Here is a 14975-nt window from a genome sequence, read left to right as displayed (position 1 = left end):
GCCATGAACGCACCCGAGAACCAACGCCTGGTAGGCGCGCCGGTCAAGCGCAAGGAAGACTATCGCTTCCTGACCGGCAACGGCCAGTACACCGACGACATCGTGCTGCCGCAGCAAAGCTACGCGTACTTCCTGCGCTCGCCGCACGCGCATGCGCGCATCCGCTCGATCGACAAGACCGAGGCCCTGGCCGCGCCCGGCGTGATCGCCGTGCTGACCGGCGACGAGCTGGCGGCCGACAAGGTCGGCGGCCTGCCCTGCGGCTGGCTGATCCACAGCATCGACGGCTCGCCGATGAAGGAGCCGCCGCACCCGGTGATTGCCCACGACAAGGTCCGCCACGTCGGTGACCAGGTCGCGCTGGTCATCGCCGAAACCCTGCAGCAGGCGCGCGACGCCGCCGAGAAGATCGACGTCGACTATGAAGAGCTGCCCGCCGTGGTCAGCGCCGCCGATGCCGCCAAGGCGTCCACCCTGGTCCATGACGACGTGCCCGCCAACACCTGCTACACCTGGGGCCACGGCGACAAGACCGCCACCGACGCCGCCTTTGCCACGGCCGCCCACGTGACCACGCTGGACATCGTCAACAACCGGCTGATCCCCAACGCGATCGAGCCGCGCGCGGTCAACGCCAGCTACACGCGCCAGGACGACAGCTACACCGTCTACGTGGCCAACCAGAACCCGCACGTCGAACGCCTGCTGATGGGCGCGTTCGTGCTGGGGCTGCCCGAATCGCGCCTGCGCATCATCGCGCCGGACGTGGGCGGCGGCTTCGGCTCCAAGATCTTCCTGTACCCGGAAGACGTGGCGCTGACCTGGGCCTCGAAGAAGATCGGCCGCCCGGTCAAGTGGACCGCGGACCGCTCCGAGTCCTTCCTGACCGATGCGCACGGCCGCGACCATGTGACCAGGGCCGAGCTGGCGCTCGACGCCGACGGCAAGTTCCTGGCGATGCGGGTCCATACCACCGCCAATATGGGCGCCTACCTGTCGACCTTCGCCAGCAGCGTGCCCACCATCCTGTATGCAACGCTGCTGGCGGGCCAGTACGCCACGCCCGCGATCTACGCCGAGGTGCAGTCGGTCTTCACCAACACCGCGCCGGTGGATGCCTACCGCGGCGCCGGACGGCCCGAGGCCACTTATGTGGTCGAGCGGCTGGTCGAAACCGCCGCGCACGAGATGAAGATCGACCCGGCTGAGCTGCGCCGCAAGAATTTCATCCGCCAGTTCCCGTACGCCACGCCGGTGGGCCTGACCTACGATACCGGCGACTACGAGCCATGCCTGGCGCGCGCGCAGGAACTGGCCGACGTCAAGGGCTTCCCGGCCCGGCGCGACGAAGCGAAGCAGCGCGGCAAGCTGCGCGGCCTGGGCTATTCCTGCTATATCGAGGCCTGCGGGCTGGCGCCGTCGAATATCGCCGGCGCGCTGGGCGCGCGCGCGGGGCTGTTCGAGGTGGGCGAGATCCGCGTGCACCCGACCGGCACCGTGACCGTGTTCACCGGCTCGCACAGCCATGGCCAGGGGCACGAGACCACCTTCGCGCAGGTGGTCGCCGACCGGCTCGGGCTGCAGCTGGACCAGGTCGAGATCGTGCACGGCGACACCGGCCGGGTGCCGTTCGGCATGGGCACCTACGGCTCGCGCTCGCTGGCGGTGGGCGGCTCGGCCATCGTCAAGGCGCTCGACAAGATCGAGGCCAAGGCCAAGAAGATCGCCGCGCACCTGCTGGAAGCCGCCGACACCGACATCGAGTTCAGCAACGGCGTGTTCCGCGTGGCCGGCACCGACCGCACCAAGACCTTCGGCGAGGTCGCGCTCTCCGCCTACGTGCCGCACAACTATCCGCTCGACAAGCTGGAGCCGGGCCTGAACGAAAACGCGTTCTACGACCCGACCAACTTCACCTACCCGTCCGGCGCCTATGTGTGCGAGGTCGAGGTCGATCCCGATACCGGCGAGTCGCAGGTGGTCAAGTTCACCGCGGTGGACGACTTCGGCAACATCATCAACCCGATGATCGTCGAAGGCCAGGTCCATGGCGGCATCGGCCAGGGGCTGGGCCAGGCCATGCTGGAGCAGTGCATCTACGACAACGACAGCGGCCAGTTGCTGACCGGCTCGTACATGGACTACGCCATGGCGCGCGCCGGCGACCTGCCCGACTTCACCGTCGAGACCGCCACCGGCACGCCCTGCACCCACAACCCGCTGGGCGTGAAGGGCTGCGGCGAGGCCGGCGCGATCGGCTCGCCGCCGGCGTTCATCAATGCGCTGGTGGATGCGCTCAGCCCGCTGGGCGTGAAGGACATCCAGATGCCCGCCACGCCGCACCGGGTCTGGCAGGCCATCCAGGCCGCCCGGCCGTGACCCACGCACACCGCAAAGGAAACCGACATGTACGCATTCAATTTTGAACGCGCCGCGGATGCCAAGGCGGCCGTGGCCACGCTCAAGGCCGATCCCGACGCCAAGTTCCTCGGCGGCGGCCAGAGCCTGCTGGCCGCGATGAAGCTGCGACTGGCCGCGCCCTCCGTGCTGGTGGACGTGGCGCGCATTCCCGGCATGGCCGATATCCGCGTCGAAGGCAATGAGATCGTGGTCGGCGGCGCCGCGCGCCATGCCGATGTGGCCGAGCATGCCGAGGTGCGCCAGCGCATCCCGGCGCTGGCGGCACTGGCCGGCGGCATCGGCGACCGCCAGGTGCGCGCCATGGGCACCATCGGCGGCGCGCTCGCCAATGACGATCCCGCTGCCGACTATCCCGCTGCTGTGCTGGGGCTGGGAGCGACCGTGGTCACCGACCGCCGCACCATCGCCGCCGACGACTTCTTCAAAGGTCTCTATGAAACCGCGCTGGAACCGGACGAGCTGATCACCGCGGTGCGCTTCCCGATCCCGGAGCAGGCGGCCTACGCCAAGTTCCGCAACCCGGCCTCGCGCTTTGCGCTGGTGGGCGTGATGGTGGCGCGGACCGGCAACACGGTGCGCGTGGCGGTGACAGGTGCCGCCGACAGCGTGTTCCGCTGCCAGCCGCTGGAGCAGGCGCTGTCGGCCAGCTTCACCGCGCAGGCGGCGCGTGGGGTGAAGGTCGATGCGGCGCAGCTGAACGCCGACCTGCATGCGTCGGCGGAGTACCGGGCGCATCTGATCCCGGTGCTGGCGGCGCGGGCGGTGGAGGCGGCGGCGAAGGGGTAGCGCGAGCTTTACCTCTCCCCATTGTGGTCTCCCCTCTCCCGCACCGCGGGAGAGGGGTCGGGGGAGAGGGCAGGCGCTTGAATCAAGCGGTATCGCGCGCGAACCTCCTGCCCTCTCCCCCTGCCCCTCTCCCGCAAGCGGGAGAGGGGAGCAAACCGTCGGCGTGCGAGGCATGCCGGCACAGAAAGAATCTCATGCTTCCCACCTCCATCGACGACACCATCGCCCAGCTGGAACGCCAGCAATACTTCGCCGACCGCGAGACCGCCACGGTGCTCTATCTCGCCATGCGCATGCAGCGGCCGCTGTTCCTGGAAGGCGAGCCCGGCGTCGGCAAGACCGCCATGGCGCATGCGATGGCGGGCGTGCTCGGCACGCGGCTGCTGCGGCTGCAATGCTATGAAGGGCTGGACGCCGCCAGCGCGCTGTACGAATGGGACTACCCGCGCCAGATCATGGCGCTGCGCCTGGCCGAGGCACGCGGCGAGCGGCCCGAGGCGCAGTCGCTGTACCACGACGACTACCTGCTCAAGCGTCCGCTGCTGGAATCACTGCTGCCCGACCCTGCCGCACCGGAAGTCCCGCGCGTGCTGCTGATCGACGAGATCGACCGCGCCGACGAGCCCTTCGAAGCCTTCCTGCTGGAGGTGCTGTCCGAATTCCAGGTGTCTATCCCCGAGATCGGCGTGATCCGCGCCGAGCGTCCGCCGCTGATCGTGATCACCTCCAACCGCACCCGCGAAGTCCACGACGCCCTCAAGCGCCGCTGCCTGTACCAGTGGATGGGCTACCCGGAGCGCGACCGCGAACTGCAGATCGTGGCCGCGCGTGCCCCCGAGGCCGCTGCAGCGCTGCAGGCCCAGGCGATCGACTTTATCCACCGGCTGCGCGGCATCGACCTGTTCAAGGCGCCGGGCATCGCCGAGGCCATCGACTGGTGCCGCGCGCTGTCCGCGCTGGGCGCGACCGAACTCGATCCGCAGTCCGTGCGCGACACGCTGGGCGTGCTGCTCAAGTACCAGGACGACCTGGCGCGCGTGGATGGCCCCACCGTGGCCGAGCTGCTGGCGGGTGCTACGCCGGGAGGCTGAAGATGGCCACGCTGCACGCCTCTGTACAGCCTGCCACACCGGCCCTGCCGGTGCTGGCGCGCAACGTCACGCACTTCATGCGGCTGTTGCGCGACGGCGGCTTCGCGCTGTCGCCGGCCCATGCGGTCGATGCCTTGCAGGCGCTGCGCCATGTCGATATCGGCCAGCGCGACGAGGTGCGTGCCGCGCTGGCGGCACTGGTGCTGTCCGGCCCCGACCAGCGCCCGCTGTTCGATGCCGCCTTCGACCTGTTCTGGCGCGATCCCGATTGGGAAGGCAAGCTGCGCGCGCTGCTGCTGCCGCGCGTCGATGCTGGAGCGCCGCCGCCGAAGCGCAGCAACCGGCTGGCCGATGCCCTGGCCGCGCGCCAGCCCGAAACGCCATCGCGGCCCGCGCAGACCGAAGCCGAGCGCATCCACGTGCCGCTGACCTTCTCCGACCAGGAACGCCTGGCGCAGCGCGACTTTGAAACCCTGACCGCGCAGGAATGGCGCGCGCTGCAGCACCTGGTGCGCACGCGCCGCGCCCATCTTGCACTGCAGCGCACCCGCCGCCTGCGCGCCGCCACCTGCGGCACCCATGCCGACCTGCGCGCCAGCGCGCGCCTGGCGGTGCGCCAGCATGGCGAGTGGCTGCGCTGGAAGTTCCGCAAGCACGCCGAGCGCAAGCCGCCGGTGGTGCTGCTGCTCGACATCTCCGGCTCGATGAGCCAGTACTCGCGCGCGGTGCTGTACTTCTGCCATGCGTTGATGCAGTCGCGCGAGCGGCTGTCGGTGTTCCTGTTCGGCACGCGGCTGACCAACATCACCCGCTCGCTGCGCGAACGCGACCCGGACGAGGCCGTCGCGGTGATCACCGGCCAGGTGCGCGACTGGGCCGGCGGCACCCGCATCGGCGCCGCGCTGGCCAGCTTCAACCGCCACTGGGCGCGGCGCACGCTGTCCGGGCGCGCCACCGTGCTGCTGGTCACCGACGGCCTGGACCACGAACACATCGACGTGCTCGGCGACGAAATGGCACGGCTGCGCCGCTTTGCGCACCGCATCGTCTGGCTCAACCCGCTGCTGCGCTACCCCGGCTTCACCCCGCAGGCGCGTGGCGTGCAAGCCATCCTGCCGCACGTGGACGCACTGCGCCCGGCCCATAACCTGGACAGCCTGCTGGCGCTCGAAACGCTGCTGTCCGACCATGGCGGCCCGCCGCGGGCCGCCACCCCTGCCCTCGCCAGGCACAACAAGGAAGCCCCGCCATGGAAATGAACCAGAGCCAGCGCTTGCCGGTCCCGCAGCAGGTGGCATGGGAAGCGCTCAACGACACCGAGCTGCTCAAGCAATGCATCCCGGGATGTGAGAGTATCGAGCCCGACGGCGACAACGCCTACCAGCTGGCCCTGACGGCCGCGGTGGGTCCGGTCAAGGCGCGCTTCAAGGGCCGCATGGCGCTGGAAGACATCCAGGCCCCCGACAGCTACACCATCCGTTTCGATGGCCAGGGTGGCGCGGCGGGCTTCGGCAAGGGCAGCGCCCAGGTCCGGCTGGAACCAGACGGTGACCAGACCGTGCTGACCTACACCGTCAACGCCCACGTGGGGGGCAAGATCGCACAGATCGGCTCGCGGCTGGTGGACGCCGCGGCACGCAAGATGGCAGATACCTTCTTTGCGCGCTTCACCGAGGCCGTCACCCCTGACGCCACAGACGACACGCCAGCGGCCGAGGGCGCCCCCGCCGCAGCCGCCGGCGACAATGAACCAACAGAGGAACCGAAGCGGAAACGATCATGGACAGCGTGGATCTCGAAGTCCTGAAGAACAGCGTGCAGTGGCAGCAGCAAGGCCATCGCGTGCTGCTGGTCACGGTAGTGCGGACCTGGGGCTCGTCGCCCCGGCCCGAAGGCGCGATGCTGGCCGTGCGCGACGACGGCCTGGTGGTGGGCTCGGTCTCGGGCGGCTGCATCGAGGATGACATCATCGACCGCGTGCGCCGGCAGGGCATCACCGCCGACCACCCGGAAGCGATCAAGTACGGCATCAGCGCCGAGGAAGCCCACCGCTTCGGGCTGCCCTGCGGCGGCACCATTGAGCTGGTCACCGAACCGCTGACCCCGGCCAGCGGCATCGCCGAGCTGCTCGACGCCGTGGAAAACGGCCGCCTGGTCGCGCGCACGCTGGACATGGCCACCGGCACCGCCACGCTGGGCCCGGCCAACGCCACCGACGGCCTGGTGTTCGACGGCAAGACCCTGCTGACCATCCACGGCCCGCGCTACCGCATGCTGGTGATCGGCGCCGGGCAGCTGTCCAAGTACCTGTGCCAGATCGCCGTGGGCCTGGGCTTCCAGGTCACCGTGTGCGACCCGCGCGAGGAATACACCGAGACCTGGGACATCCCCGGCGTGACCATGGTGCGCACCATGCCGGACGACACCGTCACCGACATGAAGCTGGACGAGCGCTGCGCCGTGATCGCGCTCACGCACGACCCCAAGCTGGACGACCTGGCGCTGATGGAAGCACTGCGCACCAAGGCCTTCTATGTGGGCGCGCTGGGTTCGCGCCGCAACAACCAGGCGCGCCGCGAACGCCTCAAGGAATTCGACCTGACCGAGCTGCAACTGGCGCGGCTGCATGGCCCCGTGGGCATCTACATCGGCAGCCGCACGCCGCCGGAGATCGCCATCTCGATCCTGGCCGAGGTGATCGCGGCCAGGAACCACGTATCGCTGCCCGACATCCTGCAGGTGGAAGGCGCCAAGGCCGCGCGCGAGATGGCTGCCAGCACCGGCAGCAGCTGCGACGTCGCGCCTGACCCCACCTGACGACTTCGCGAGTGCCCGCCATGACTGCCGCCCCCAACGCTCCCCTGCTCCGCACCGACCTGCCCACCGGCATCCTGCTGGCCGCAGGCTTCGGCCGCCGCTTCGACGCCGCCGGCAAACGCAACAAGCTGCTGGAGGTGCTGCCCGGCGGCCGCTCCGTGGCCTGGCGCAGCGCCCGCACGCTGGCCGCGGCGCTGCCGGAATCGATCGCAGTCATTCGTCCGGGCAACCCGGCACTGGCGGAGGAGCTGCGCCGCGGCGGCTGCCGCGTGGTGGAGTCGCCCGACGCCGAAGCCGGCATGGGCGCAGCTCTGCGTGCTGCCGTGGCAGCCACGCCCGAAGCGCGCGGCTGGGTGGTAGCGCTGGCGGATATGCCCTGGCTCTCGATGGAACTGATCCGGGCCGTGGCGTTGACGATCACCACGCCGGACACCATCGCCGCGCCGTGGCGCAACGGGCAGCGCGGGCATCCCGTGGGTTTCGGCGCGGCCTGGCGTGAGGAATTGCTGAAGCTGGATGGGGATGAGGGCGCGCGGGCGTTGCTGAAAGACAAACCTGTGACGCGGATCCTGACCGAGGATGAAGGAGCGTTTCGGGATATTGATACGCCCGGGGATTTGAAGTGACGCCCCACCAACCTCAGCCGATCCCCTCCGCCAACTCGCTCGTCTTCACCGCCATGATGAAATCATTCCGGTGCAACCCCTTGATCTTCTTGGTCCGCCACGACACCGTGGCATGCCCCCAGCCAAAGCTGATCTCCGGATGATGCCCCTGCGCCTCGGCCAGCTGCCCGACGCCGTTTACGAACGCAAGCGCCTGCGCAAAATTGCCGAAGGTGAAACGCCGTTCGAGCCGCGTCGCGCTATCGACCAGCTCCCACGCCGGCGCCTGCTGCAATAAGTCCTCAGCTTCAGCCGGCGTCAACGGCGGCACGCCACCGCGGCAAGGCGTGCACGATTGCGCTGCCAGGTCTTCGCTCATGGTCTTGCTCCCCGACCGGAAGAACAGCCCGCGCCTCAGGCCCCTTCGGTCTCAGTCAGTGCGCGCAGGAACTCGCTGCTCCACCAGTGCACATCCTGCGCGCGGATTCGCTCCAGCAGTTTCTGGTGCCGCTGCTGGCGCTCGGCCAGCGGCATATGCAGCGCCTGCTGGATCGCCTGCGCGGTGGCGCGCGTGTCGTACGGATTGACCAGCAGCGCCTCGCGCAGCTGCTCGGCGGCGCCGGCAAAGCGCGACAGCACCAGCACCCCTGGGTCCTCCGGGTCCTGCGCGGCGATAAACTCCTTGGCCACCAGGTTCATGCCGTCGCGCAGCGGCGTCACCAGCGCCACGCGGCTGGCGCGGCACAGGCCGGGCAGCCGCTTGCGCGCGGTGGTGCGGTGGATATAGCGCACCGGCATCCAGTCCAGCTCACCGAACTCGCCGTTGATGGAGCCGCTCAGCTGCTCCATCTCGCGGCGCAGGTCGACGTAGGCATCCACCGACTCGCGCGAGGGCGCGGCGATCTGCACCAGCGTCGCGCTCGAGCGGTTCTCGGGGTACTCTGCCAGCAGCCGGTAGAACGCCTTGAGCCGCTGCGGCAGGCCCTTGGAATAGTCAAGCCGGTCGATGCCCAGCAGCAGCCGGCGGCGCGCGTACTGCGCGCACATCATCTCGTAGGTTTCCTGCGCATCCGCGCCGCGGCCCAGCTCCATGAACTCGTCGACATCGATGCCGATCGGGAAGGCCTGCGCCCGCACCGTGCGGTGGAAGGCGCGGTAGCGGTGCTCGCCCATGGGCTCGGCCTGCGCTTCGGCCTGCACGTAGCGCGAGAAGTGCTCGACATCCGCATGGCTCTGGAAGCCGAGCAGGTCGTAGGCAAACAGCGCGCGCATCAGCCACTCGTGCTGCGGGATGGCGGCCAGGATCAGCGGCGGCGGCAGCGGCACATGCAGGAAGAAGCCGATCTTCTGCCCGCAGCCGATGGCGCGCAGCTCTGACGCCAGCGGGATCAGGTGGTAGTCATGGATCCAGATGATGTCGTCGGGCTGCAGCAGTGGCGCCAGCTTGCGCGCGAACAGCTGGTTCACGCGCCGGTATCCGTTCAGGAAGTTGGAGTCGAAATCCGCCAGGTCCAGCCGGTAGTGGAACACCGGCCACAGCACGCCATTGCTGTAGCCCAGGTAGTAGGCGTCGTGGTCCTCGCGGCTCAGGTCGACGGTGGCCAGCGTGACGTTGCCGGCCTGCTGCAGGTGCAGATCGCCTTCACCCGGCGTGCCACCCTGGGCGGTTTCCAGCGCCTTGCCGCTCCAGCCGAACCACATGCCGCCGGTCTGACGCAGGGCTTCGGATAGCGCCACGGCGAGGCCGCCCGCCGCCACGTTGCGGGGATCGGCGACCCGGTTGGATACCGCTACAAGTCTTGACATATGTTGTTCTTGGAGCCCTCTGTTCTGGTTGCCGTGGATGCCGTGGATGCCATGGGCGGCTCAGATCACCGTGTCCCACGGCGCCGACAGCCGCATCGCGCCATTGATCAGCCCGACCATCGAATACGTCTGCGGGAAATTGCCCCACATCTCGCCGCTCACCGGATGGGTATCCTCGGACAGCAGCCCCAGCGGATTGCGCGCGGCCAGCATCGATTCGAAGATCTCGCGCGCTTCTTCGCGCCGGCCGATGCGCGCGAGGGCATCGATGCGCCAGAACGTGCAGATGTTGAACGCGGTCTCGGGCTTGCCGAAATCGTCGGGAGCCTCGTAGCGGCGCATATAGGGGCCGTTGCACAGCGAAGCCTCCAGCGCCTTGACCGTGGCGATGAAGCGCGGATCGCGCGGCTCGATGAAATTGACTTCGGCCATCAGCAGCACGCTGGCATCCAGCTCGCGCCCGCCGAAGCTTTCGGCGAAGGCCTGGCGCTCTTCGCTCCAGGATTCGGCCAGGATGCGCGCCTTCATGCGCTCGGCATGGTCGTGCCAGTAGGCGGCGCGCGCCTGCAGCTGCAGCTTGTCGGCAACCTTGGCCAGGCGGTCGCAGGCGGCCCAGCTCATCAGCGCCGACGACGTATGCACTCGCGCCCGCGTGCGCAGCTCCCACATGCCGGCGTCGGGGGTGCCGAACACTTTCACCGCCTGTTCGCCCACCTCTTCCAGCCGGCGGAATTCAGCTGGGCCGCCGCGGTGCAGCAGCCGGTGGTCATGGAAGGCCTGCGCCGCGCCCAGCACCACATTGCCGTAGACGTCGTGCTGGAAGTGCTCCTGCGCCTGGTTGCCCACGCGCACCGGGCCCATGCCGCGGTAGCCGGGCAGATGGTCGAGCATGCTTTCAGGCAGCTCGCGCTCCAGGCCGATGCCGTACAGCGGCTGGATATGCCCGTCCTGCGACTGCATCACCACGTTGGACAGCCAGCGCAGGTAGTCCTCCATGGTGCCGACCTCGGACAGGCTGTTGAGCGCGCGCACCACGAAGAAGGCGTCGCGCAGCCAGCAGAAGCGGTAATCCCAGTTGCGGCCGCTGCCCGGGGCCTCGGGGATGCTGGTGGTCATCGCCGCGACGATGGCGCCGGTCTCTTCGAACAGCGACATCTTCAGCGTGATGGCCGCGCGGATCACCGCGTCCTGCCATTCGCACGGCACCGCCAGGCGGCGGCTCCACAGGCGCCAGTAGGCGGTGGTCTCCTGCTCGAAATCGCGCGCGGTCTCTTCCACGCCGTGCGCCAGGGTCTCGTCGGGGCCCAGGATGAAGTTGTACCCGCGCGTGACCAGGAACGGCGTATGCGACAGCACATAGGCCATCGGCGCGTCGGTGGTCATGCGCAGGGTCATGTCGTCGCCGATATAGCGCACATGGCTGCTGCCGCGCGTCATCTGCGGCGCCTTGCGGCCCCATTCGAAGCGCGGCGCCGCCACCACGCGCACGCGCGGCGCGCCGCGCACCGGGCGCATGCGCCGGACCAGCGTGGTCGGGCGGAAATAGCGCCCCAGCCGGAAGAAGCGCGGCGCAAAGTCGGTGATTTCCAGGCAGTTGCCGTGGATGTCCGTCAGCCGCGTGCGCAGCACCGCGGTATTGGGCTCGTACCATTGCCGCGACGACTGGAAGTCCTCGATCTCGATCGAGAAATGGCCGGCGTTCTCGCTCGGGTCAAGCAGGGCGTTGAACACCGGGTCGCCGTCAAAGCGCGGCAGGCACGACCAGACAATGCGCCCGCGGCAGTCCACCAGCGCAGAGATGGCGCAGTTGCCGATCATGCCAAGCGACAACGACGGATTGGCAAAGCGGCTGCCGCCGTCCACGGTCTTGTGCACGCCTTCGGTCGGCGGCTGGCCCGGTTCGCTCGGGCTGCTCGGATTGGTCACAGCGATACCTCCCTCAGGATGTCGTGGTGCGCCGGGCCAGGCCTGGCTCGGCCTCATGCGGCACGGCGCGCGGCTGGCCGCCGGCGCCTTCCAGCGCGCGGGCCGAGCGGTGCAGCCAGCTGCGCAGCGCGGCCGGCCCAGGCACGCTGACACTGGCCACGGTCTCGCGCTGGCCCACCAGCACGCCCAGCCCGCCGAGCTTGCGCACTGCGGCAAAGCCCGGCTCGTCGGTCAGGTCGTCGCCGGCAAAGAGCGGCACGCGCTCGGCGAAGGGCGCGGATTTCATGAATGCGGCAATGGCGTCGCCCTTGTCGACGCCCGCCGGCTTGATCTCGACCACCATCTTGCCGGGCAGCGCCTCCAGTCCGACGGCATGGCGCAACACTTCGGTGACCGCGGCATCGACCACGCCGGCCAGTTCAGGCGCCTGGCGGTAGTGGATGGCGACGGCAACGGACTTGCGCTCCAGCCGCAGGGCGGGATAGGTGCGCACCAGCGCTTCCAGGTGGGGGATCAGCGGTTCCAGGCCGGGGGCGGAAGTCTTGGACACCATACCGCCGTCGGTGCGGAATTCGGCACCGTGCACGCCGGCGGCCGGCAGGCGCAGGGGCTGCAGGAAGTGGTCGAGTTCAGAGATCGGGCGCCCGGAGATGACGGCCAGCGCGCCGTTCAGACGCTCGAATAGCGCGTGCAGCGTGCCGACCAGTTCGGGTTCGACCTGCACCAGTTCCGGACGCGGGGCCAGGTCGGCCAGGGTGCCGTCGAAGTCGAGAAACAGGGCGGTATTGGGTTCGATTAGCGGTAGCTGTGGCATCGCGTTACACCGTAACACGTCGTTTTGACCGGCGTCCACCGGGCGCCGTCCTACATGGCGCCCACGCAACCCGGCCTCGATGCGAGTCCGGGGCCAGACCTCCGCGGCCCCGCTGCGCCCTGGCTCGCCGCGCCCTCGCGAGTGCATCGTCATCCACACGAGAAGCGCCCTCCGCGCGGCCCGGGCCGCCCTCCGCGGGCGGCGGGAGCGTCGCCCGGGCCGGGTGGAAGTCGCCGCCATCCTTTATCATTGGCGGTTTCCGCCAGAATTTCCGCCTTTTTTTGCGCCGCCCCACGGCCCGCCCTGAGACCATGACCCGCATGTCCGCCGCCCGACCCGACTACCTGAAGAAGATCCTGACCGCCAAGGTCTACGACGTGGCGCAGGAGACCGAACTGACCTACGCGCATCAATTGTCGGCGCGCACCGGCAATGCGGTCTGGTTCAAGCGCGAGGACACCCAGCCAGTCTTCTCCTTCAAGCTGCGCGGCGCATACAACAAGATGGCCTCGCTGACGCCGGAAGAACTCAAGCGCGGCGTGATCGCCGCCTCGGCCGGCAACCACGCGCAGGGCGTGGCGCTGTCCGCGGCGCGCCTGCAGTGCAAGGCCATCATCGCCATGCCGGTCACCACGCCGCAGGTGAAGATCGACGCCGTGCGCGAACGCGGCGGCCAGTGGGTGGAAATCGTGCTGCACGGCGAGTCCTACAGCGACGCCTACAACCACGCCGCGGAGCTGGAGAAGAAGCACAAGCTGACCTTCATCCACCCGTTCGACGATCCCGAGGTCATCGCCGGCCAGGGCACCATCGCCATGGAGATCCTGCGCCAGCACCCGGGCCCGATCCATGCCGTGTTCGTTGCCATCGGCGGCGGCGGGCTGATCTCTGGCATCGCCTCGTACATCAAGGCGGTGCGCCCCGAGATCAAGGTGATCGGCGTGCAGACGGTGGACTCTGACGCGATGAAGCGCTCGGTCGACGCCGGCAAGCGCGTCGAGCTGAAGGAAGTTGGGCTGTTCTCGGACGGCACCGCGGTCAAGCTGGTCGGCAAGGAGACTTTCCGCATCACGCGCGAGCTGGTCGACGACATCATCCTGGTGGATACCGACGCCATCTGCGCCGGCCTGAAGGACGTGTTCCAGGACACCCGCAGCATCCTGGAGCCGGCCGGCGCGCTGGCCGTGGCGGGCCTGAAGGCCTATGCCGAGCGCGAGAAGCTCAAGGGCCAGCACCTGGTGGCAATCGCCTGCGGCGCCAACATGAACTTCGACCGCCTGCGCTTTGTCGCCGAGCGCGCCGAGGTGGGCGAGGCGCGCGAAGCCGTGTTCGCCGTGACCATCCCGGAAGAGCGCGGCAGCTTCAAGCGCTTCTGCGAGCTGGTGGGCACGCGCAGCGTGACCGAGTTCAACTACCGCATCGCCGATACCAGCATGGCGCATATCTTCGTCGGCGTGCAGATCGCCAGCCGCGCCGAGAACGACAAGATCGCCGCCAGCTTCCGCAAGCACGGCTTCGACACGCTGGACCTATCCAACGACGAGCTGGCCAAGCAGCATATCCGCTACATGGTGGGCGGCCGCTCGGCGCTGGCGCATGACGAACTGCTGTTCCGCTTCGAGTTCCCGGAGCGGCCAGGCGCGCTGATGCGGTTCCTGTCCAGCATGAGCCCGAACTGGAATATCAGCCTGTTCCACTACCGCAACCAGGGTGCGGATACCTCCAACATCCTGGTCGGCATCCAGGTGCCGAAGAACGAGAAGCGCGCCTTCCGCGCCTTCCTTTCAACGCTGGGTTACGTACACTGGGACGAGACCGACAACCCGGTGTACAAGCTGTTCCTGTCCTGACACCTGCTGAGCGCCCCATGAGCCTCCCTGAACACTCGCCGCTGGGCAAGCCCTCGGCCTACAAGACCGAATACGACGCCTCGCTGCTGTTCCCGATCCCGCGCCAGCCCAAGCGCACCGAGATCGGCCTGCCCGAAGGCAAGCCGGTGCCGTTCTTCGGCGTCGATATCTGGAACGCGTACGAGCTGTCGTGGCTGAACCTGAAGGGCAAGCCGCAGGTGGCGCTGGCCAGCTTCATCATCCCGTCGGACACGCCCAATATCATCGAGTCCAAGTCGTTCAAGCTGTACCTGAACTCGTTCAACCAGACCAGGATTGCTTCCCCCGAGGCGCTGCAGCAGCTGCTGCACCACGACCTGTCCGAAGCCACCGGCGGCACCGTGCAGGTGCGGCTGGTAACTGAAGCAGACCTGGGCAAGCAGAAGATGGGTGAGCTCGACGGCCTGCTGCTGGACCGGCTCGATATCGAGGTGGACCGCTATGAGCCCGCGCCGGAGCTGCTCAGCGCGGACCAGGAAGAAACCCCGGTGGAAGAAACGCTGGTGTCGCACCTGCTCAAGTCCAACTGCCTGGTCACCGGCCAGCCGGACTGGGGCAGCGTGCAGATCCGCTACGTGGGTGCGCCGATCAACCAGGAAGGGCTGCTAAAGTACCTGATCTCGTTCCGCAACCACAACGAGTTCCACGAACAGTGCGTGGAGCGGATCTTCATGGACGTGATGCGCGAGTGCAAGCCGGTCAAGCTGGCGGTGTATGCGCGCTACACGCGCCGCGGCGGGCTCGATATCAATCCGTTCCGCACCAACTTCAATACGGCTTGGCCGGATAACAAGCGCAACGCGCGGCAGTGAGGCAGGCG

At 68.5% G+C, this 14975-nt stretch carries 13 protein-coding genes; 9 read left to right on the top strand and 4 right to left on the bottom strand.

What is annotated here, in order from left to right:
- Positions 1–3: 3 nt before the first annotated feature.
- From RS901_RS08505 to RS901_RS08475, 7 genes are all read left to right on the top strand, one after another.
- Positions 4–2379 carry a xanthine dehydrogenase family protein molybdopterin-binding subunit gene (locus RS901_RS08505; RefSeq protein ID WP_316152862.1) on the top strand — a complete coding sequence of 792 codons (2376 nt, stop codon included), beginning with the start codon at positions 4–6 and terminating at the stop codon, positions 2377–2379.
- 27 nt (positions 2380–2406) lie between these two features.
- Entirely contained in the window at positions 2407–3207 is an 801-nt protein-coding gene (locus RS901_RS08500; RefSeq protein ID WP_316152860.1) for a xanthine dehydrogenase family protein subunit M, read from the top strand.
- 194 nt (positions 3208–3401) lie between these two features.
- Positions 3402–4298, top strand: coding sequence for an AAA family ATPase (locus RS901_RS08495; protein ID WP_035822733.1), 897 nt, complete (start codon positions 3402–3404; stop codon positions 4296–4298).
- 2 nt (positions 4299–4300) lie between these two features.
- Entirely contained in the window at positions 4301–5557 is a 1257-nt protein-coding gene (locus RS901_RS08490; RefSeq protein WP_316152857.1) for a VWA domain-containing protein, read from the top strand.
- Positions 5548–6105 (top strand): carbon monoxide dehydrogenase subunit G, encoded by a 558-nt coding sequence (locus RS901_RS08485; RefSeq protein WP_316152856.1) that lies wholly within the window; start codon positions 5548–5550, stop codon positions 6103–6105. The genes RS901_RS08490 and RS901_RS08485 overlap by 10 nt, the downstream gene beginning before the upstream one ends.
- On the top strand, positions 6078–7115 hold the full coding sequence (locus tag RS901_RS08480) for an XdhC family protein (RefSeq protein ID WP_013955522.1): 1038 nt from the start codon (positions 6078–6080) through the stop codon (positions 7113–7115). The genes RS901_RS08485 and RS901_RS08480 overlap by 28 nt, the downstream gene beginning before the upstream one ends.
- 20 nt (positions 7116–7135) lie before the next feature.
- Positions 7136–7741: a nucleotidyltransferase family protein gene (locus tag RS901_RS08475; RefSeq protein ID WP_316152854.1), complete on the top strand. Its 606-nt coding sequence runs from the start codon at positions 7136–7138 to the stop codon at positions 7739–7741.
- Positions 7742–7754: 13 nt separating this feature from the next.
- Here the strand turns inward: RS901_RS08475 and RS901_RS08470 are convergent, their stop codons facing one another.
- The 4 genes from RS901_RS08470 to otsB are packed head-to-tail and all read right to left on the bottom strand — an operon-like array spanning position 7755 to position 12266.
- A complete protein-coding gene (locus RS901_RS08470; RefSeq protein ID WP_316152852.1) occupies positions 7755–8099 on the bottom strand; it encodes a 4a-hydroxytetrahydrobiopterin dehydratase in 345 nt (114 codons plus the stop codon).
- A 35-nt stretch (positions 8100–8134) separates the two neighbouring features.
- Positions 8135–9526: an alpha,alpha-trehalose-phosphate synthase (UDP-forming) gene (gene otsA, locus RS901_RS08465; protein WP_316152850.1), complete on the bottom strand. Its 1392-nt coding sequence runs from the start codon at positions 9524–9526 to the stop codon at positions 8135–8137.
- A gap of 60 nt (positions 9527–9586) precedes the next feature.
- Entirely contained in the window at positions 9587–11452 is a 1866-nt protein-coding gene (locus RS901_RS08460) for a glycoside hydrolase family 15 protein (RefSeq protein WP_316152849.1), read from the bottom strand.
- Between the two features lie 13 nt (positions 11453–11465).
- Positions 11466–12266, bottom strand: coding sequence for a trehalose-phosphatase (otsB, locus tag RS901_RS08455; RefSeq protein ID WP_316152848.1), 801 nt, complete (start codon positions 12264–12266; stop codon positions 11466–11468).
- 311 nt (positions 12267–12577) lie between these two features.
- On the opposite strand from otsB, the gene ilvA reads away from it, so the two are divergent.
- Both ilvA and queF read left to right on the top strand, forming a co-directional pair.
- Entirely contained in the window at positions 12578–14116 is a 1539-nt protein-coding gene (ilvA, locus tag RS901_RS08450) for a threonine ammonia-lyase, biosynthetic (RefSeq protein WP_316152846.1), read from the top strand.
- Positions 14117–14133: 17 nt separating this feature from the next.
- On the top strand, positions 14134–14967 hold the full coding sequence (queF, locus tag RS901_RS08445) for an NADPH-dependent 7-cyano-7-deazaguanine reductase QueF (RefSeq protein ID WP_114131557.1): 834 nt from the start codon (positions 14134–14136) through the stop codon (positions 14965–14967).
- Positions 14968–14975: the final 8 nt, after the last annotated feature.

It is taken from the genome of Cupriavidus sp. BIC8F (assembly GCF_032465815.1).
Taxonomy (GTDB): domain Bacteria; phylum Pseudomonadota; class Gammaproteobacteria; order Burkholderiales; family Burkholderiaceae; genus Cupriavidus; species Cupriavidus necator.
This window is presented reverse-complemented; position numbering and strand designations above follow the sequence as displayed.